Annotated in this window: 16 protein-coding genes and 3 tRNA genes; 12 read left to right on the plus strand and 7 right to left on the minus strand. The window is 43.8% G+C overall.

The window, feature by feature from the left end; genetic code table 11:
* The first annotated feature begins 219 nt into the window (after positions 1-219).
* The 6 genes from DBZ36_RS16365 (at position 220) to DBZ36_RS16390 (ending at position 5142) form a co-directional block, all read left to right on the plus strand.
* Positions 220-2085, plus strand: coding sequence for a putative nucleotidyltransferase substrate binding domain-containing protein (locus DBZ36_RS16365; protein ID WP_120356055.1), 1866 nt, complete (start codon positions 220-222; stop codon positions 2083-2085).
* Between the two features lie 4 nt (positions 2086-2089).
* The gene (locus DBZ36_RS16370) at positions 2090-2797 is read left to right on the plus strand and encodes an exonuclease domain-containing protein (RefSeq protein WP_120356056.1); all 708 of its coding nucleotides are present in this window, start codon (positions 2090-2092) and stop codon (positions 2795-2797) included.
* 89 nt (positions 2798-2886) lie between these two features.
* Complete coding sequence (locus DBZ36_RS16375; RefSeq protein ID WP_120356057.1) at positions 2887-3144, plus strand: GrxA family glutaredoxin; 258 nt, start codon at positions 2887-2889, stop codon at positions 3142-3144.
* A gap of 88 nt (positions 3145-3232) precedes the next feature.
* Entirely contained in the window at positions 3233-3427 is a 195-nt protein-coding gene (locus DBZ36_RS16380; RefSeq protein WP_120356058.1) for a DUF4250 domain-containing protein, read from the plus strand.
* A gap of 230 nt (positions 3428-3657) precedes the next feature.
* A complete protein-coding gene (locus tag DBZ36_RS16385) occupies positions 3658-4305 on the plus strand; it encodes a TetR/AcrR family transcriptional regulator (RefSeq protein WP_120356059.1) in 648 nt (215 codons plus the stop codon).
* Between the two features lie 24 nt (positions 4306-4329).
* Positions 4330-5142 carry an HDOD domain-containing protein gene (locus DBZ36_RS16390; protein ID WP_120356060.1) on the plus strand — a complete coding sequence of 271 codons (813 nt, stop codon included), beginning with the start codon at positions 4330-4332 and terminating at the stop codon, positions 5140-5142.
* Here DBZ36_RS16390 and DBZ36_RS16395 read toward each other — a convergent pair.
* The 4 genes from DBZ36_RS16395 to DBZ36_RS16410 form a co-directional block, all read right to left on the minus strand.
* Entirely contained in the window at positions 5129-7963 is a 2835-nt protein-coding gene (locus tag DBZ36_RS16395; RefSeq protein ID WP_120356061.1) for a hybrid sensor histidine kinase/response regulator, read from the minus strand. The genes DBZ36_RS16390 and DBZ36_RS16395 overlap by 14 nt on opposite strands.
* Before the next feature lie 5 nt (positions 7964-7968).
* Entirely contained in the window at positions 7969-9189 is a 1221-nt protein-coding gene (locus tag DBZ36_RS16400) for an ABC transporter substrate-binding protein (protein WP_120356062.1), read from the minus strand.
* 110 nt (positions 9190-9299) lie between these two features.
* The gene (locus tag DBZ36_RS16405) at positions 9300-9617 is read right to left on the minus strand and encodes an AzlD domain-containing protein (protein ID WP_120356063.1); all 318 of its coding nucleotides are present in this window, start codon (positions 9615-9617) and stop codon (positions 9300-9302) included.
* Positions 9618-10349 carry an AzlC family ABC transporter permease gene (locus DBZ36_RS16410; protein ID WP_120356360.1) on the minus strand — a complete coding sequence of 244 codons (732 nt, stop codon included), beginning with the start codon at positions 10347-10349 and terminating at the stop codon, positions 9618-9620. It lies immediately after the preceding gene.
* 133 nt (positions 10350-10482) lie between these two features.
* Between DBZ36_RS16410 and DBZ36_RS16415 the strand changes: the two genes are divergently transcribed.
* The 3 genes from DBZ36_RS16415 (at position 10483) to DBZ36_RS16425 (ending at position 10803) form a co-directional block, all read left to right on the plus strand.
* Positions 10483-10559, plus strand: a tRNA-Arg gene (locus tag DBZ36_RS16415).
* Positions 10560-10623: 64 nt separating this feature from the next.
* A tRNA-His gene (locus tag DBZ36_RS16420) sits at positions 10624-10699 on the plus strand.
* Between the two features lie 27 nt (positions 10700-10726).
* Positions 10727-10803 (plus strand) — tRNA-Pro (locus DBZ36_RS16425).
* 367 nt (positions 10804-11170) lie between these two features.
* On the opposite strand, the gene DBZ36_RS16430 is transcribed toward DBZ36_RS16425, so the two are convergent.
* The 3 genes from DBZ36_RS16430 to DBZ36_RS16440 all read right to left on the minus strand — a co-directional run bounded on the left by DBZ36_RS16430 (position 11171) and on the right by DBZ36_RS16440 (position 13675).
* Positions 11171-12244, minus strand: a complete 1074-nt coding sequence (locus DBZ36_RS16430) for an SO_0444 family Cu/Zn efflux transporter (RefSeq protein WP_233558173.1) — start codon at positions 12242-12244, stop codon at positions 11171-11173.
* Complete coding sequence (gene zntR, locus DBZ36_RS16435; protein ID WP_120356064.1) at positions 12234-12644, minus strand: Zn(2+)-responsive transcriptional regulator; 411 nt, start codon at positions 12642-12644, stop codon at positions 12234-12236. The genes DBZ36_RS16430 and zntR overlap by 11 nt, the downstream gene beginning before the upstream one ends.
* An 80-nt stretch (positions 12645-12724) precedes the next feature.
* A complete protein-coding gene (locus DBZ36_RS16440; RefSeq protein ID WP_120356065.1) occupies positions 12725-13675 on the minus strand; it encodes a GNAT family N-acetyltransferase in 951 nt (316 codons plus the stop codon).
* Between the two features lie 303 nt (positions 13676-13978).
* Here DBZ36_RS16440 and DBZ36_RS16445 point away from each other — a divergent pair, with 303 nt between their 5' ends.
* From DBZ36_RS16445 to DBZ36_RS16455, 3 genes are all read left to right on the plus strand, one after another.
* Positions 13979-15118 carry a glycerate kinase gene (locus tag DBZ36_RS16445; RefSeq protein ID WP_120356362.1) on the plus strand — a complete coding sequence of 380 codons (1140 nt, stop codon included), beginning with the start codon at positions 13979-13981 and terminating at the stop codon, positions 15116-15118.
* A gap of 178 nt (positions 15119-15296) precedes the next feature.
* Entirely contained in the window at positions 15297-15674 is a 378-nt protein-coding gene (locus DBZ36_RS16450; RefSeq protein WP_120356066.1) for a hypothetical protein, read from the plus strand.
* Between the two features lie 141 nt (positions 15675-15815).
* On the plus strand, positions 15816-19193 hold the full coding sequence (locus DBZ36_RS16455) for an ATP-binding protein (protein WP_120356067.1): 3378 nt from the start codon (positions 15816-15818) through the stop codon (positions 19191-19193).
* Positions 19194-19236 lie beyond the last annotated feature (43 nt).

A 19236-nucleotide genomic window follows, 5' to 3' on the forward strand; every position in this document is an offset into this window, starting at 1 on the left:
GCTCCTTGCTCCTTGCTCCTTGCTCCTTGCTCCTTGCTCCTTGCTCCTTGCTCCTTGCTCCTTGCTCCTTGCTCCTTGCTCCTTGCTCCTTGCTCCTTGCTCCTTGCTCCTTGCTCCTTGCTCCTTGAAGCAGCTTTGCTGCGCACTTCTGTCGTGTTCTTTCCACTTTTCCCTCGTATGCGTTAGTATATCATCATACAAATAAGGGACTTATTTCACATGCCTCAAACCCTACTGCCAAATATTCTCAATTTCATTAGTCATATCGATCCCTTTGATCAGCTACCTGAGAAGATCCTTGAGCGAGTTGCGCGTGCGATTCAAATTACTTACTTGGCTAAAGGCGAGCAGGTTGAGTTTGGTACTGATGAAAATGAGAAGTACCTATATGTGATCCGTTCTGGTTCCATGGAGCAGCGTAAAGCGGACGGGATGTTGCGGGCTAAGCTTGGCGCTGAAGACTTGTTTGGGTTTACCTTTCTTGATGAGATGGCGGACCACACTGAGGCTTATACTGCTATCGCACTCGAAGGTACATTGCTTTATTTGGTACCGCATAAATGCATTCTCGAAATCTTAGATCATCATCCAGAATACACTCCTTACTTTGCTAGCCAAGCGCAAGAGCGTTTAAAGACGGCGTATAACGTGGTGTGGTCTGAGGACGACAAAGGTTTATTTGTTAAAAAAGTATCAGATGTCGCCAGCGGTAAAATTGCAATTGTAAATTGTACAGACAGTATACAAAGCGTTGCTTATGAGATGCGCGTGGTGCAACGTTCGGCTGCCGCTGTAGTGATGAAACATGGCAAAGTGATAGGGATTATCACAGACCGCGATATGACTAAGCGGGTGATTGCGATGGGGCGCGACATTCAAGAACCGATTATGAATGTCATGACTCCCGATCCTATGGTGGTGTCGCCGGATGATTTGGTACTGCATGCCGCCTCCTTAATGATGCAGCATAACGTGCGCAGCTTACCGGTTGTTGAAAACAATAAGCCCTTGGGGCTGCTGACCACGTCTCATTTAGTGCAGCGTCACCGTATGCAGGCTATTTTCCTGATTGATAAAATCAAGTATGCGGAGAGCATTGAAGACTTACAGTCGTTTACCTTAGAACGCCAAGCTATATTTGAAGCATTAGTTGAAGGTAGCGTATTGCCTGAAACCATTGGTCGGGTGATGAGTATGATTATGGATGCGTATACCCGGCGTATGATTCAGTTTGGTATCGAGCAAGTCGGAGAGCCTCCGTGTGAGTTTGCATGGATTGTAGCGGGCTCTCAAGCGCGTAATGAGGTACATATCCACTCCGATCAAGATAACGCTATTGTTTATGCGGATAGTGGGACTGATCAGGACCGGATATATTTCTTAAGGCTTGCGACGGTTGTATGTAAAGGTCTTGACGGTTGCGGTTATCCGTTGTGTTCGGGTGATTTTATGGCAATGAACCGTCGCTGGTGTCAGCCATTACGAGTCTGGAAAGCTTACTATAGTAAATGGGTTGCTAGTCCTGAGTATCAAATGCTGCTCAATGTCACCGTGTTTTTGGAAGTGCGCAACCTTTATGGAGAGGTGAGTTTTTGTGAGTCGATGCAACAACACTTGCACCAATGTATTGCTAATTCCAATGAGTTTTTAGTCTCTCTAGTCAATGAGTCGGTGAGCGTGCATCCACCCTTAGGAATTTTTAACAATCTGGTTTTAGAAAAAAGTGGTCACAATAGTAAAACCCTAAATATTAAAAAGTACGCACTGACGCTTTTGGTCGATCTAGCCCGCATCTATGCATTGGCTGCAGGCAGTGAGGCAACACTTACTGAAGAGCGCTTTGAAGCAGCTGCCAATAAAAAGATAATGAGCCAAGAGATGTTTCAAGATGTGATTGGTGCTTACCGATTTATGTGCCAGATACGCTATGATCATCAACTAGAAGCCTTAAAACATGGTCTCGATGCGGATAATCATATTGAGCCCGCTCGCTTTGGTAGTTTTGAGCGCAAGCATTTAAAAGATGCGTTTCGAATCGTTGCTAGTTTACAAGATGTAGCAAAACTGCGATTTTCTAGGGAGTAAGTCGATGTTAAGACTATTTCGCTATTTTCATCCTCTTAATAAACAACTGCGGCATCAACATGCCTTAAGTGCCAAATCAAAGTTACCCGACTGTTTAAGGGCGATATTAACGGATCCAAGCTTAAATTTGGCGACCGTTGTAAATGAACTTCCACTGCTTTCTATCGATTTTGAGACGACAGGTTTAGACGCTCAAATTGACCAAATACTAAGTATAGGCTTTGTGCAGTTGGAAAAAGGCCGCATCCGTTTAGATAGTGCTCAGCATATGTTTATCAAAGGGCAAGTTGCGTTGAAACCAGAAACCGCGGTTATCAACCATATTGTTCCTGAAATGCTAGATTCTGGTATTGCCCTTGATGAAGCCATGGACAAACTATTTGAAGCGATGCGCGGTAAAATCGTATTAGCCCACGGCTCACAGATCGAACAAGCATTTATTGAACGTTATATTCACCAACGTTATTTAATTGAGGATTTCCCTATCGTTTGGTTGGATACGCTCAAGCTTGAAAAGTCTTTTTATGGTCAACAAGAGCAAGCCGAAACGGATTACCGTTTAGCGATGATCCGCCAGCGGTATGGACTACCCGACTATCCGGGGCACGGCGCTTTGATCGATGCGCTAGCTACCGCAGAGCTTTTTGCTGTGATGCAAAAACGATTGGTAAAAAGTCGCGGTGCTACTTTAGGTGAGTTGTATCGTCGATAGCTAATACCTATCAAGAACTACGGAAATAACGATTTCTCTTTTAATACACCGCTCGGTAAGATGCTTATATTGAATTTGAGGAGTTATCTATGTTTGCTGTTATCTTTGGCCGTCCAGGCTGCCCTTTTTGTGTTCGCGCGAAACAAATTGCAGAGCAATTAAGCACGCAAGAAGACGATTATTCTTACCGTTATGTTGATATTCATGCTGAAGGCATCAGTAAGGCAGATTTAGAACAGACCGTTGGTAAGCCCGTAGAAACAGTCCCCCAAATCTTTGTTGATGAGCAGCATGTAGGTGGTTGTACCGAATTTGAAGCCCTAATGCGCGAAAAATTTGATTTCTAGTTCATAGTTCAACTGTTTTCAGGATGCAAAATCTGGTTTTTTGTGCCATAGCTTAAGAGATCACTTTATAAGCGGCCGGGAGATGATCATGGATGCAGGCAATTTGCTACGTTTAGATCCCAACATTGTCTTGGGTATCGTTAATGAAAAACTAAGATTAGAATGCTTCAGCTTAGACGAACTTACATCTATGTTTGGTATTCAAGATCGACAACTTGAAACCAAGTTAGAATTGATTGGTTATCGATATGATGTGATTAGTAATCAGTTTAAGGCGTATTAGTTTCAGTTAGTATTGGGCCCACTTAGGTGGGCCTTTTTACTTTGTTTCAAATCAACTATTTGATTCATCCTCCATCAGTAAACACAAATATTAGTCAATCTTAGAGACTTCTCTCATTCATAGGTGTTTTCGCTTCGTTTTAAGTCGGTGCACAGTTATTATTCGTTTCAAAATTACATCCACATCATTGTCGGCTCACAAACGAATAAAGCTGTGCCAAGGATCCAATTATGAATGCTTTTCCAATCCCTGAGGGATTAGCGATGCGTAAGAAGCCTCAACAGGCGCGCACGAAGCAACTTGTCGATAAAATTTTATTGGCGAGCGCTGAACTACTTGAACAAGAAGGTTTAGCTGCATTGAACACCAATAGCATTGCTGAACGAGCACAAATAGATATTGCGTCCTTATACCGCTTTTTCCGCAACAAAGAAGCCATTTTATTTGCGCTCTCTATGGCACACTACGAGACACTTCATTTGAGCTTGGATCAAGCTACAGACAAAGTACGCTACACTCCTCTCATTGACGTATACTTTGAACTCCTAGATTCAATGCCGAAAATGCCTTACTACAAGCTAGCATATACCTCATTAGAGGAGCTGTTTATTAGCGACCCCAATTTCCAACCCTTGTTCCGTTGGTCCTTTGAGGTAGCAAGCAAGCGCGTTTTTAGTTGGTTACGAATGAGTGGCTGCTCTTGGGATGATAAGTCGGTTGATGAGTTTGCACAGTTTGTGGTGGAATCAACCTACAGTTACAATCGCAGTATGCTTCGCCTTAATGAGAGCGAGCGAGAGAGCTTTGATAAGTGGATGCGCTTCTCAACAGCGTCGGTATTTAATCAGGTGTTAACATCGGATTCTTCCCCTTTGTAATCCAATTTGTAAATTGAGTTTTAGATGACTATTGATAAGTTTTTCCAACAAAACAAAAAGCTACCTGTAATGCCAGAAGTGATGCAGGAATTGCTCGGTAGTATCGATCAAGAGGGTGTTGATCTTGCAACGCTCGGTGGAAAAATCGCAAGAGATCAAAGTTTGGGTGCAAACGTTTTGCGTATGGCAAACTCGGCAGCATTTCGGGGACGTAGTGAGATCGTTAGCATCGAAGCTGCCGTTATTCGTTTGGGATTTCAGCGGGTAAGATCGCTAGTGGTAGCAGCGGGCCTTAATGGAATGACTGCAGGGACACATTTTGACCATCAACAGTTTTGGCTACAAGCATTTACGGTTGCGTCACTGTCGCGCGCCTTGGCCAGCTGTTGTTCAGCTGATCCTGAAGTTGCTTTTACCTGTGGCATGATGCATAACATTGGCGAGTTAATGATAGCCAGTGCAGCCCCTGAGGAAGCTGGAATTATCCAACTAGCCTTAAGCCAAGGGCAAACAAGAGTTGAGGCACAACGTGAAACTCTTGGTTTTGATTATGCGCAAGTTGGTGCTGAGCTATCGCGTCGCTGGCAGTTCTCACCGTTAATCATTGAGGCGATTGGACAACAGCTTAGTCCAATGACAGGAGATACACTCTCAACTGAAGCGGTCTTGATTCGCCTAGCAACCTTCTCTAATCATGCTCTTCAGGCGGGCTTGGCGATGGAAGTACTGTGCAAAAATCTACCTGCTAACATGGTTGAAACACTAGGACTTAATCGTGAAAAAGCTGCCGAAGCATTAACGACAGCTTTAGAGCAAATCGAAGCTAGTGATTTTTAAGATAGAGTCTTACTTCGTCTAGAGTTTGCTGTAAAGTTTTGACTAATTCATCGAGTAAGTCTGATGAAGGCAGCTGCTGTTCACGAGCCTGCTTTTCCACACTTGTGGCAATTTTATTTAAAGCTAAGGCATATAAACTTGCAGAACTTCCTTTCAGCGAGTGGCTAATCAAGGTTAAACGCTCAAAATCGGTGGCCTGGTAGGCATCTGTTAGCTCAAGTCCAGCAGAACTAAACTCGTCCCAGAAGGTTTGAAGCAACAAGCTTACCAGTTGATTATCTTGCGAGAAAACACTGCGTAGTTGTTCAATATCAAGAATCGACAAGTCTTGTGTTTTAACGTCATATTTACTTTCAGCATCGTTGCCTTCAACTGGCATACTACTGTCATTAACTTCAAGAAATTCTGCTAAATATTTCTGTAAACTAAAATCAAGCTCGGTTTCAGAAAGAGGCTTGGTCAACACGTAGTTCACGCCAGATTCAAGCATCATATTTTGACTATCTGCATAGGCGTCGGCAGTACAAGCAATAATCGGCGTTTTAGCCGATCTACTATCGAGTTTCCTGATTAGACGTGTTGCTTCAATACCATCCATTTTTGGCATGTGATTGTCCATAAAAATGACATCAAATTGCTGTTCGTTGATTGCCGCGAGTGCCTCAAGCCCATTCACAGCAACACGGGTTTGCATCCCTCTTTTTTCCAAAAATGTTGAGAGGATCATTGCATTTACTCGATTGTCCTCTACGACAAGTGCTTTAGCCCCTTTGAATAAGGTTTGCTCTGCTTCAACAATGGCCTGGGTTTTCTGAGCACTGGCAAGCTCAATGGGTAGGGTGACCATAAAGCTGGACCCTTTCCCCAACTCACTATGAACGGTAATTCTCCCGTCAAATAGCTGCACTAATTGTTTAATGATTGACAAGCCTAAGCCGGTTCCACCATAGCGACGAGTAGTACTCAGCTCACCTTGATTAAACGGTTCAAAAATACTCGTTAGACGGTCTTGGTCTATACCTATACCCGTATCAGCTACTTCAATTTGCAAACTTGTAGTTTGCTGGGTTTGAATTTGACTCAAGAAAATAGTGATGCTGCCCACTTCGGTAAATTTGAGCGCATTATTAATTAGATTGAGCAAAATCTGTCGGATGCGACTAGCGTCAGCAAAGTACCATGTGTTCTTATCAATACTGGTGTTGACAGTGAATTCTAGAGATTTTTCAGACGCAATACTGGCATAACTACTAAAGAGATTATCGGTAAGCTGTTCGAGGCAAAAGTTATGGGGATCGAGTTTTAGTTTTCCCTGTTCAATTTTAGAAACATCTAGAATGTCATTTAGTATGTCCATCATATGTTGGCCAGAGGACTGTAAACTATGCAAATAACGACTTTGTTCTTCGTTTAAAGGTGTTTTTATTAATAATTGCGCAAGGCCAAGCACACCATTCATAGGGGTACGAATTTCATGACTCATGTTGGCCAAAAATTGTGACTTTGCTTGGCTTGCGGTTTCGGCTTTGCTCAGCGCCTCGGCAACTTTTTGTTGTAAACGACGTTGCTCGGTTGTTTCGCGTTCAACTGCAATAAAACTCTCCAGTTCACCGGTGGCATCAAATATGGGTGAGATATCAATATCAATCCAATAGCTGTGCCCGTCTTTATTGTAGTTCAGCAATTCGCGTCGAATGTGTTGCTGTGCTTTCACCGCTGCCGCGATTTCGGCAATGGTCTCTGGATTACTATCTTTACCTTGCAGTAAGTGACCGGGTTTCTGACCCACAAATTCTTCGAAGCTATAGCCCGATAGCTTTGAGCTAGCTTCATTTGCCCAGGAAACTCGACCATCAGGGTTGGTAATGATTATAGAGTCCTTGGCATGCTCAGCTACTTTAGCAAGTGTTCGGGCTTGTGCTTCACTTTCGCGTAGTAATTTACTGTTGCGTGCAAGTTTAAGACGTGACAATTCTAGTTGTTTGTAAGGATTAAGAATAAGTTGATAGCCAAGTAGATATAGCAAAGCGAAAGCACAAATAAACCCAACCACGGTCGCTAAGGCGATATCTTTGCTTAGCGCTTCGCGACGCTGTTGTAATTGCGTGGTATCAATGCCATAGCTAAGTGCAAGCCCTGAATAAGGAAGCTGGTATTCAACGCGATGCCAAAATTCGGTCGATTCCAGGTTATTCTCTGCGTTGGGTTCAACAATTGATAGCTGACGTTTGGCCGTTTCAAGAATGCTGGCATAGAACGAGTTTAGATCTAAAGGGAGTTTGGCAAGCAGAGCACCTTCGACACTTCCGCTGTAGGTGATGGGGATGAGTAAGAGAAGCTGATATTCGTTTCCGAGTTGAGATAGAACCACGACTTCGGTACTTGGTGACTTATCGTTAAGCGCTTTTTTCAAATGAAAGTCGATTGTAGTTTCGTGAAGCGTTAGTTCAAATTCTTGATAGATCAACTCGCCTGAAAAATCGACTAAGTTGATTTGCAAACGTTTATCGTTAATTTGAGAGGTGGTGATTTGATCGCGAATCTCAGATTTAGAAATAGCGGACCCCAACACAAAGCCCTGCAACGCCGGATTATTAGCAACTTGCTTAAGAATGCTTTCTCGCTCTTCAAGATATTGTTTTAGGTAAGCTCCAGCCATAATAACCTCAGCTTCGCTGGCTTCGTTTTGAGCGGTAAGCAAGGCAGTATCTGTTTGCGGAGCGATCAATAATTCTGATGTAGCTAAGGTCAGTAGAAAGCCTACGGCTATAAATAGACCAAACATTTGGCGAGAGCTAAGACGCTTAAGAAATTTTATCACAGTATTTACTCTTCCTTGCTCTGAACAAGCGTGTCGCCACTGTTATTAAAGTGCGCAATACAATAGTCGTTTTGGTTGAGCGCTTCGTGAGCATCGGGGTCATCGACACGGTAAGGTCTGAATGGGCGTTGATAGTTCTTAATTAGGCCTTGAGTCGTGGCGTTTAGATTCTCTAGTGCTTTGATTAAGGCAAGCTGATTCACTTTATTGTCATCGACGAGTTCTACCTGGTTCATCGCACTAATAAAAACTTTGGCAAGGTCATAAGCATGAATAAAGCCAACAGGCGCTTTAATATCGTTTTCTTGATTGATTTCATCAAACAAGATACTAGCTTGTGTGAAAACCGATTTAGAAAAATCATTAAGTTGAGGTGCTAAGAATGAAAAGCAACTCTGCACGAAACTTAAATCTACTGATTCGCGTTCAGTTATTGAAACATTGTCAGTAAAACTGCCACCCGTAATCCCCCAATGACTAATAATTGGTAGCCGCTTATCCCGTTGGAGTTTAGACATAGCTCGAACAATGACTTCGCCTTCTGCGGAATTGGCCACCAATAATACACAGTCGGCGCCTTCGTTTATGATCGTTCGTAATGTAATACGCGCATCGGTCTCGTTAATCCCCCACTGGAACCAAGATATTTGTGGTTTGGGGCGACCTTGTTCAAGTAGGCTATTACTCATGTTTTCGGCGTTAGACTGGCCCCAAGGTGTGTGTTCAAGCAACAATTTGGGGCGTTGGCATTGTTTGGTATTTAAGGCGTAGTCCACTAGGAATCCACCAACTTTAGTATCGTCGATCGAGAGTCTAAATATTGAATTTTGATCATCTGATGCACGAGTAATTGGCCCGCCAGCAGCCCAAGGAACTAATGTAAGTAGTTGGTTTTTATTTATATAATCTCGGTATTTCAGTAATGGAGTGCTATGCAAACCAGCTACAAAAGCTAAGGCTTGTGGATCGGCAGCAAAGCTTTGCATATTTTTGTAGCTTCGAGATGCGTTAGCCCGGTGATCCAATACTAGGAATTCTACTGGGTACCCTTGAATCGTATTGTTGACTTCAGAGAAGGCTGTTTTAAAACCTTGTTCTATAGAAATTGCAGAGGCTTGATGATGAGTCCGGTCTGCTTCCAAATAGATAACCAGAGGTGCTGATGCTGATACGAAACCATGGTTCAGTAATGCTGATAATAGGGCTAGAAAAATAATACGCCGCATAGACTTCCTTTGACTTTTAAGCTTAGCTGCCTTGCAAAGCTGAATACCAGTCCACCAGTATCAGTGAACTGTTTTTGAAGGGCAATATTTTAATAAAACAATATTGATTGTCACGCTAGCAAGTAGCGCAGGATAAAAAATATGAGCATGCCGATGGCTATAGTTTTTAATAAATCGCGAGTTTTGAACGCCAGTACAATACTAATGATGGCGGCCAGCAGATATGGATTTCTCCAACTTAAGAAAAACTCACCATGAGGGTATAAAACCGCAGGTACAATAATCGCCGTAAGTACTGTTGGTGGCACATAGCGAAGTGCTTGTTCTAATCTTGGGGAAAATTTCAGTGAATTTGCAAAGGCAAACATGACATAACGGATGCCAAAGGTAACCAAGAACATCCCAAGTATCAACCAAAACTCCTGCATCTAAATGCTCCCCTTATTTAAGTGCGTTGATATAAGATTGTCACAAAGCAAGCCCACAGAAATGCCGGATAAAGCTGCCACGATTAATCCACTATTGTGCGGTAAATCAATACACAGTATGGCGAGAACCCCTGCAACTGTTACCGACACAATCATGCTCCAAGAGCTTAGATAAGGAACGACTACGCCTATAAATGTCACGACCATCGCAAACTCTAAGCCCCAGCTTTCTATGCCTGGGATATTAGAACCTAAAGCAAGTCCTATCCAGGTACACAGCTGCCAGTTACCCCACATTGCAACGACACTGCCGAGATAAAACCAATGTGCGTTGGTTACATCTGGGCTTTGATAGCGCTGGCTAACTGCGGCAAAGGTTTCATCCGTTAAGCCGAAAGATAATACAGCGCGCCAGCTTTGGGGAAGATGCTTTATTTTTGGTACAAGCGCAGTTGAGTAAAGCAGATGGCGAATATTCACAATAAAAGTGGTAAGGATTATTACTGGTACACTAGCTCCTGCTGCGACAAGTCCAAGTGCAATAAACTGAGCGCTGCCAGCAAAAACAAAAAAAGACATGCAAATGGCAGCGATGATGGAAAGTCCGCTTTGTTGAGCAAGGGTGCCAAAAAGAATGCCAAAGGGGATAGCGCCAACGATAAGCGGGAGTGTGGCAACTGACCCTTTTTTAAATTGGAGCCAGTTGTCGCTTTTTTGACCACGAACTGTCATTGCAAAACTTTTATAGGATGATTTAGTTGGAAAATAACCCATATCGGTGTAAAAATCAGCAAACGATTTTTTTTTCAAAAAAAGACTAGACAGAATCGTCAGATCGCCATAGTATACGCATCCGCAACGTTGAGCACCCGTAGCTCAGCTGGATAGAGCGTCGCCCTCCGGAGGCGAAGGTCACAGGTTCGACTCCTGTCGGGTGCGCCACGACCTTCAGCTAAACGAGAAGGCTCTATTTGCGAAAGTAGTAGAACAAAAAGAAAAGACAATGGTGGGTGTAGCTCAGTTGGTAGAGCCCCGGATTGTGATTCCGGTTGTCGAGGGTTCAAGCCCCTTCACTCACCCCATTCTTTTCTCATCGCTTAGCGATACATCGGTGATTAGCGCAGCCTGGTAGCGCATCTGGTTTGGGACCAGAGGGTCGGGAGTTCGAATCTCTCATCACCGACCACATTTAGAAAGCCCTGCTCGATCGAGCGGGGCTTTTGTGTATCTGATGCATTCGAATTTGCTTTGGCGCATTTTTGCGTATCTGATGCATTCGAATTTGCTTTGGCGCATCTTTGCGAAGCTGAAAAAGAGCGGACTAGAGGGTGGTCGTAGACCTCGAATCTCTCATCACCGACCACATTTAGAAAGCCCTGCTCGATCGGGGCTTTTGTGTATCTGATGCATTCGAATTTGCTTTGGCGCATCGTTGCGAAGCTGATAAAGAGTGGACTAGAGGGTGGTCGCAGACCTCGAATCTCTCATCACCGACCACATTTAGAAAGCCCTGCTCGCAAGAGCGGGGCTTTGTGTATTTGAAACTAGGAATCTTAAGCGTGATTCGGTATGTGTTTACGATAGAAGTGCTTAATGCCGAACTCATGCACTATAAGTGCCCCTAATATGAACGCGCTTAAACTACTTAGCCAAAGCGGTAGAACACGATTCTCCGGGCCGACTAAAGGCGCAATTACCCATCCCATCGTAGCCACTAGTGCATCTAAACCTAATCCAAACAAGACAGCGGTACCGATGACGCCTGTGAGGTAGGCAACCAAGGTGTGATTGCCAAGTTCTGAGCGAACCAAACCAAGGCTTGCTATATTGGTCGCTGGCCCGGCTAACATAAAGACTAAAACCGCCCCAGGGGAGACACCCGAAAGTAGCAACCCAGCCGCAATTGGAGTCGATGCTGTCGCGCAAATATACATCGGTATTGAAATCACGATCATGACTAGCATACCTATGAACCCACTGCCCCAAGCGCTCAAGAAATCATCCGGAATAAAGGTATTTACGATCGCTGCGAATAACAGTCCCACTAACAGCCAAGGGGTGGTATCGCGGATTAAATTGTTCGCTGCATAGTGTAATCCGGTGATGGCACTTCGGAAAACCGACGGCGGTGCTACCGCTTGCTGTGTTGGTGCTTGCTTAGCTTGCGATGCACAACAAGATTGCTGAGACGATTCTTTTGTCTGCATCGCTGCGGCGGAATCACGTCCGACCAAAACACCTGCAACAATAGCCGAGCTTATCGCAGCAATCGGGCGCACTATCGCCATCACTGGGCCAAGCAACACGTAAGTCATAGAGACAGAGTCCACCCCTGTTTCAGGTGTAGCAACTAAGAAAGCTGTGGTGGCACTTTTACTTGCACCACTTCTTCTAAGTCCCAAAGCTGCAGGGATTACACCGCAGGAACATAAGGGGAGTGGTGCTCCCAACACCGCCGCTTTAACTGTCGTGGTAAAACCTTCCGCACCGAGTTGTTGTTGCATCCAGCTCAGAGGTACAAATACTTTTATCCAGCCTGCGATGATTAGACCAAATAATAACCAGGGTGCCGAGTCCAGAAACAACAACCAGAATTGTAGGCTTAGCTCAATTATATTATTCATCATCGTCGTGCTCCAATGAATCTAGGATAGAGCAATTAATTGCACGCTCGTGGCCACCGCAACAATTTTTACCCAGCGTATCCAAGGCATCTTTGAAGGATTCCAATCGGTCTATTTGAGTTTGAATTTGTTTCGCTTTGGATTCAACTAAGTCTTTGACATCATGGCATGACCACTGGGAACGCTGATCGTCCATTCGCAGTAGCTCTCGGATATCGTCCAGACTTAAGCCGACTTTTTTACAACGTAAGATGAAGCGTAAGCGTTTCTCATCAAGCTGGGTGTAGAAGCGATAGTCACTAACACTTCGATGGCTGGGGGTTAGTAATTGCTGTTTTTCATAGTAGCGAAGCGTATCGGTTTTAAGTTGATATTGCTTAGCAAGCTCACCGATTTTTTTCATGAACTATCCAATCATTTAACTAAGGTTAAACTTAGTATAAACCTTGGACTATAGTCCAAGGTCAAGACTGAAAATGATAATTATTGGAAGAAAATTCCATTTGGCCACAGCAAGGCAATATTAGCGTCCTTAGAGCTACCCACAAACGCGTCAGTTAATTGCTCAAAGTCTGCGTTGTAGTGGTCCTCTGCCAGCGTAAGCATGCGTGGTGATTTGAGTAACAAAAGCGTTGTATCGAGTAACGGCTCGTTTAAATCAGGTTGTTCCAAATTACGTTCATAGGCGCTTACCTTAGCTTGGAGTTGTTGGCTTAATTTTGCCATTGCAGAGTTCAGTGGTATATCCCCGAAGCACTCGATAATCCTTACCTCATCGTCTTTTTTGCCAATGAGCACCGCCCATTCAAGCGTGCCGTCTGAATTTTCATAACCCAATACACTAAGTTTGCTTTGCGTTTCAGTTGCGATGCGATAGCAGCTGTCACTCAGCTGCTGTTGAAATTGTAAGGCCGTCAATTCTAAGCGAAGTGATTGCGATAAATATAAATCGTAAAGTTCAGGGTTAAAGGGCTCTAAGGAGCGAAAAACTGGCTGCTCCAAAGGAAGCCCTTTTTCGACATGCAGCGCTTTAAACTGTTGTAAAGGCTTGGCGCCCCGACGGGTATACAAACTCCTTCCTCCGGAAATCAACAGTAAATCACAACCGTGGTCTAGAGCTTGAGCTTGTAAGTGGTCCAAGACTTTCGTTGACAGGCCTTGGCCTTGATGATCGCTGCTCGTACAGACTGCGCCAATAAAACCAATTTTAAATATGGTCTGCGCAAACTTTTGCTCGAAACAAATAAAGCTAGCGATGCTACACACCTCTTGCTGATCACTAACAGCGATAATCTGCTGATGGAGATTGTCTTTGCCTAGGAGCTGGCTAAACGCCTTATCCATGCGCAACCCTTCAGCGCCAAAGGTTTGATTGACGAGTTCAATTGCCTTAGGGTGCAATTCGGTGTTGTTTGACTGAATCTGATAGGGCATAGCTGTGGCTCTCAACGTTAAGTTAAAGGTGCGAATGAATACCTTGTGGGCAAAACTGACGCTTCAGTTTTTGCACTATAAAGGATGCTTGACTAGCTCGCGATTGAATCTAGCTATAAAACGTAAGTAGAACTAAGTTATGCGGTTAGGATCAATTTTTTAGAAATCATTTAGATATAATGCTCAATTTTGCTTTGCTAAGAATTACGTTATGATGCTAGCTCAATGGTAATTATGGGCATCAAATGCTCCCCGCTAGCATTGGTTTGCTATGCAATTTTAAGCTTATTAAAAAGGTTTGTAATGAAAATTGTAATAGCACCTGACTCCTTTAAAGAAAGCCTTAGTGCGATGCAAGTCGCGCAGTGTATAGAAAACGGTTTTAAGAGTGTTTTTAATGAGGCTGAGTTCGTAAAACTTCCCCTTGCTGATGGTGGGGAAGGCACGGTTGATGTGTTATTACAAAGTGTCGAAGGCCAACGCCTGGTAAAGTCAGTAGTTGGTCCTTATGGTGCTAAATTCTTAGCGCATTGGGGTTTGTTGAATCAAGGTAAAACGGCTGTCGTAGAAATAGCTGCAGCTTCAGGTTTAGAACTAACTAACCCTGCACGACGCAATCCAGGTTTAAGCACCAGCTACGGTACCGGAGAGTTAATTCGCCATGCACTTGATAGTGGTGTAGACAAAATTATTCTAGGGCTTGGAGGGAGTGCAACTAACGATGGCGGCGCCGGTATACTACAAGCACTTGGCGCTCGTTTGCTCGATAGTAGTGGCACGGTACTTCCTCGCGGAGGAGCTGCACTAGAATTATTAGACAGTCTTGACCTTAGTCAAATACATCCGCGCTGTCGTGACGTTGAATTCTTAATCGCTTGCGATGTAAAAAACCCGCTGTGCGGCCCCCATGGTGCCAGTGCCATCTTTGGCCCCCAAAAAGGGGCAACCCCGGCACAAATTATCGAACTCGACTCGGCTTTAAGACGCTTTGCACAAGTTGTTGAGCAAATAAGTGGCCATGATCACTGTGACACGCCGGGTTATGGCGCAGCTGGAGGTGCGCCCTTAGGTTTAAGTTTAGTTTTTGATGTACAACTACTGCCAGGGATAGATTTGATTTTAAGCGCGCTTAATGCCGAAGATATTTTCAGTGAAGCTCAATTGGTTATTACTGGAGAGGGGCAAATGGACAATCAAACTTTGCAGGGAAAAACGCCTTATGGGGTCGCAAAGCTTTGTAAGCAACTTGAAATACCATGCATTGGTATCGCTGGCTCCTTGGGTAGCGAGCGCGAGGAACTGAGTGATTATTTTAATGCTACATTTGCTAGTGTAAGAGCTCCTGGGTCTTTACGGCATGCGCTGCAAGAAGCTTCTGAGAACCTTACTCAAACCGCTGCCAATGTGGCTAGAACACTCGCTTGTGGCCAGCAGCTTAATTAGTCGGTTTTTTTACATAAGTATGAGTAGATCCACTGAACAAAGCCCTTTCGAGCGATATTATAGTCCGTTTGTTAATAATTGTGTTAACAAGCCTTGCTAGATCCTTAATGAACGTACAAAATTAACATACGTAAAATTTTAATCATGCAAGCGCGTATAGGTAGGTTGGGGGGAAATTATGTTAGCGAGACCAATATATGAGGCCTTACCTCTTATGTATTTAGTATTAGGGGCGCTGAGCATCGTTTTCCTGGAACCTGCATTAGCCAAAATTGGCGGTTTGTTGCTGTTTATGTCTGGTTCGATAACGTGGGTTATGCGGTCTAATGCTAGGCGTCGAGATGATTTTAAGACTCATCACGTGCAAGGCATCTTTTTGCCAGAAGCCTATTATGAGTTCTTTCCTTTCCTACTACTCGGCATATCGGTTTTACTAGCTGCATTTTATTTTAATGGCCCCGGTATTGTGTTCATGATACTTGCCAGTTTACGCGGACTACAATTGATATACCTACGCAGTCGCTATCGCCATACTGCAAATTACGCCTTTGGGTAATTAAGGTGATGCAGCTTTGCTGCTCAATAGATTACTTAACTGGGATTAACCTACGAAATTTGCGACAAAACTAGACCCTGACAAATACAGCTATTTAAGTTATTTTATAGAACGAATTAACGATTAAGGCTGTATTGGTTGATGAACAGATTTGCTGTTGCCGGAGGTAAGTCTGGTTATATGAAGAAGAGTCTACGCCTTAAGCTTATGGCTGCATTCTTACTGTTGAGTATTTTGCCACTTTGTATAATTACAGCCATCTTTTTAAACTCCTATCAAAAAGACCTTCGAGATCAAATTGAATTAAGAATTCAGTCGGTTGGCGATTTGAGTCAGCAACAAATCATTGAATATTTTGATAAACTTGGGCAGGAAACTAGCCTATTTGCTCAAGGAGAATTGGCGAAAGCCAGCATTGGACGCTTTTACGGCTTCAGTGCCGCGTTTCTGAAGTTAGCGAATAGCGAGCAACAGGCTCGCACCGTCGCTCAAAGTCGCTACATCCCTGGTAGCCAAACAACACTGAACAAATCCACGCGAAAGTTTGACCCTAGCCGAGACGACATCTTGGTAGGAGAGCATTTTTATGACCGTGTGCACATGCGCTACCACCGAGAATACAGCAAATTAGCTGAGCAAAAGGACATCAGCGATATTTACCTTATTGATACTAAGGGGAACGTTGTCTATTCAGTGAATAAATATTCGTACTTCGGAAGTAATCTATTGACCGGTTTTGCTCGCGATAGTGGGCTTGGACGTAATTTCGCTGCATTGTACCCAAAACTAAATCAAAATTTTGACAGCGGAGAGCTGGTTCAGTTTACAGATTTTTCCCTCAACACCAGCACCGGCGAATACGTTGCCTACATAGGCGTTCCGATTAAGCAACATAGCTATATTCGCGGTGTTGTTATTGTGGAAGTTAATAGCAATGAATTGAGCAGAATGCTGCAAAAGCAAGATGATCAAAAACTAAGCCAAGAGATCTTACTCTTTGGCAAAGACCGGCGTCTTAGGGCTGATATCACTAGTCAAGAAAATGTACATTGGCAATTCTTTAGTCATCCAGCTGGTTACGACGCAGACCTATTACAGAGCATACAAATGCAGTCAGCTGGTGTGACGAGTGCATCATTACTCAACAAAGATCGTTTGCTCGCTTTCAGGGAAATTTTTGTTTTTGATAATCCTTGGACTTTGTTGGTCAGTGTTGAAGAAAACCTCGCATACGCGGGTATTAAAGCGTTTAAAACTAAGGTTATTTGGGCCGTCCTTCTCGCTAGTATTGTTTTTGTATTATTTGCGCGTTGGCTAAGCTTAACCATCACTGCACCTTTACTGCGCCTGTCACGATCCGCTGAGCAAGTAGCCGCCGGTGATCTTAACGAGCCCATAGAAGCGGCGAGAAAAGACGGTGACGAAATTCAACGCTTGGCTGCAAGCTTCGCGGATATGCAAAATTCTGTACGTGAGAAAATCCGTCAAATTAGTGATAAGAACCAGCAGTTACAAGCCTTAGACCGCTTTAAGGATGAATTGATAGCCAACACATCTCATGAATTGCGAACCCCAATCCACGGCATCATAGGGATGGCAAATGCCTTAATGACTAACGCAGAGCAAAATTTAAGTCCAACTCAATTAGAGCAAGTTCAGTTGTTAGCGCATAGTGGTGAGCGCTTGAGTCGTCTAGTGGATGATTTACTCGACTATCATCAGATGCGTTATGGAAAAACCCAGTTAGATATTCATGCTGTTGATATTAATGCGGTAGTCGCTTTTGTTATCCGAATGAACATGCATAGTCTTGGGGGTAAGCCTCTTGAAATAGTGAATCATTTGAGTCTTGATTTACCGCTGGTTAATGCAGATGAAGGACGTTTGGAACAAGTTTTGTTTAATTTGCTTGCGAATGCGATTAAGTATACCTCGCAAGGAAAAATTGTTTTTAGCGCCAGCGTAGACCTGAGTGAACAGTGCTTGCTGCTAAAAATTAGTGATACCGGTAGTGGTATTGCGGATGAGCATCAAAAACGTATTTTCGAACCCTTAGTTCAGTTAGATGGTTCTAGGGAGATTAGTGGTTATGGTTTAGGTTTGTCGATTGTTGCCCAGTTAATGCGATTGATGGGTGGAGATATACAGCTAGAAAGTGAACTTGAAGTCGGCTCTCAGTTTATGCTGCGCTTCCCGTTAAGTAATGAAAGTGAAGTTCAAATCAGAAATACTAAACATCACCAACTCCGTAGCCAAATCCCTGAAATATCCTGGACTGCTCAGTTGGATAATTCGGTTTATAGTGAGCATGACATCAATGAAATTTGGGCGGTCGATGATGAAACGCTTAATCTACGTATCATTGAAAATCTATTACTGGAACAGAATATTAGGGTGCGTTGTTTTAGTGATGCACACCAAGTACTTGAGCGTTTAGAAAACAGTTCGGTGCCAAGCTTGTTGATAGCGGACGTGATGATGCCGCAGATCAGTGGTCTAGAGCTTTGCCAGCGGATCAGAGTCAGCTTTGACCAACTGGAACTGCCTATACTAATGCTGACGGCGCTAGGACAAAGTGAGAATGTAGTAGCGGGTTTTGAAGCCGGTGCCAATGACTATTTGGTCAAGCCCTTAGTTAAGGAGGAGTTGTTGGCCAGGGTGCATAGTCTTATTTTAGCTCGAGAGCTAAGCCACACTCGAAGCCAAAACAATTTGCTTGAAGATGAGCTACGCCAGCATATACATAGCCAGCAACAACTAGAGCAAACTCAAGATCAGCTGCTTGGTATTCTCGAAAATATCCCTGAAATCATCATCGGAACCAGCGCTGATGGGCTAATCGTACTGTTCAATCGTGCCGCAGAGCTAGAGTTTGAAATCGAAGCAAGTTTGATTCTTCAACAGCCTTTATCTCGGCTTTTGATTCTGAACGATGACCCTAAGGTCAGCACTTTAGTGCTTCGGCGAACAATGGAGACACGTGACTTTGAAACCTTCGCCTGTAACTTCGATAGCGGTTTGGGGCAAGTTTATCTACTGGCATCGGATACACAATTCAACCAACAACGCTGGCAATTAATCGAAGACTTAATCGAATCTCTTCCTGTCACTGCTGGTCCAGGTTCAGAGCAGTTGTATAAGAAAATACGTGCTTTAGGTGGAAACTTTGTCAGCTTAAGTGAGCGCTTAGACCCTAAACAGGACACCCAGAGCTTAAAGCGACAGTTAATTGTGGAACTGATGCAATTATCGCTCAGTATCTGGATTAATCAGGTTGGCGAAAGTAAGCTCAGTCTCGCTGAAAAAAGCGGGCTATGGCGGGTCTATATCGACCGTTCAAGTCCTCAAACGCGCACTTTAGACAAGTATTTCAACACGGAAACCTTACCTAAAACTCCGCGCTGGCGCATCGTTATTCAAACTGCCGACTTCATTTTGCAACGTTGTCCAGACGATGAATCTCATGAGCAACTGCGGCAAATTCGCGAAAAATTAGCGCAATCGTATTTTGACCAGTAGAACGTCACTATTGGTGTTCAAGATCTAGTTCTCAGTTCGCATT

The sequence above is a fragment of the Alginatibacterium sediminis genome (assembly GCF_003610775.1).
Classification (GTDB): Bacteria; Pseudomonadota; Gammaproteobacteria; order Enterobacterales; family Celerinatantimonadaceae; genus Alginatibacterium; species Alginatibacterium sediminis.

Excerpts from the sequence above, each read along its gene's own strand:
- DBZ36_RS16365 (WP_120356055.1), top strand. The coding sequence starts at position 220 with ATGCCTCAAACCCTACTGCCAAATATTCTCAATTTCATTAGTCATATC.
- DBZ36_RS16370 (WP_120356056.1), top strand. The coding sequence starts at position 2,090 with ATGTTAAGACTATTTCGCTATTTTCATCCTCTTAATAAACAACTGCGG.
- DBZ36_RS16375 (WP_120356057.1), top strand. The coding sequence starts at position 2,887 with ATGTTTGCTGTTATCTTTGGCCGTCCAGGCTGCCCTTTTTGTGTTCGC.
- DBZ36_RS16380 (WP_120356058.1), top strand. The coding sequence starts at position 3,233 with ATGGATGCAGGCAATTTGCTACGTTTAGATCCCAACATTGTCTTGGGT.
- DBZ36_RS16385 (WP_120356059.1), top strand. The coding sequence starts at position 3,658 with ATGAATGCTTTTCCAATCCCTGAGGGATTAGCGATGCGTAAGAAGCCT.
- DBZ36_RS16390 (WP_120356060.1), top strand. The coding sequence starts at position 4,330 with ATGACTATTGATAAGTTTTTCCAACAAAACAAAAAGCTACCTGTAATG.
- DBZ36_RS16400 (WP_120356062.1), bottom strand. The coding sequence starts at position 9,189 with ATGCGGCGTATTATTTTTCTAGCCCTATTATCAGCATTACTGAACCAT.
- DBZ36_RS16405 (WP_120356063.1), bottom strand. The coding sequence starts at position 9,617 with ATGCAGGAGTTTTGGTTGATACTTGGGATGTTCTTGGTTACCTTTGGC.
- DBZ36_RS16410 (WP_120356360.1), bottom strand. The coding sequence starts at position 10,349 with ATGACAGTTCGTGGTCAAAAAAGCGACAACTGGCTCCAATTTAAAAAA.
- DBZ36_RS16430 (WP_233558173.1), bottom strand. The coding sequence starts at position 12,244 with ATGATGAATAATATAATTGAGCTAAGCCTACAATTCTGGTTGTTGTTT.
- zntR (WP_120356064.1), bottom strand. The coding sequence starts at position 12,644 with ATGAAAAAAATCGGTGAGCTTGCTAAGCAATATCAACTTAAAACCGAT.
- DBZ36_RS16440 (WP_120356065.1), bottom strand. The coding sequence starts at position 13,675 with ATGCCCTATCAGATTCAGTCAAACAACACCGAATTGCACCCTAAGGCA.
- DBZ36_RS16445 (WP_120356362.1), top strand. The coding sequence starts at position 13,979 with ATGAAAATTGTAATAGCACCTGACTCCTTTAAAGAAAGCCTTAGTGCG.
- DBZ36_RS16450 (WP_120356066.1), top strand. The coding sequence starts at position 15,297 with ATGTTAGCGAGACCAATATATGAGGCCTTACCTCTTATGTATTTAGTA.
- DBZ36_RS16455 (WP_120356067.1), top strand. The coding sequence starts at position 15,816 with ATGAACAGATTTGCTGTTGCCGGAGGTAAGTCTGGTTATATGAAGAAG.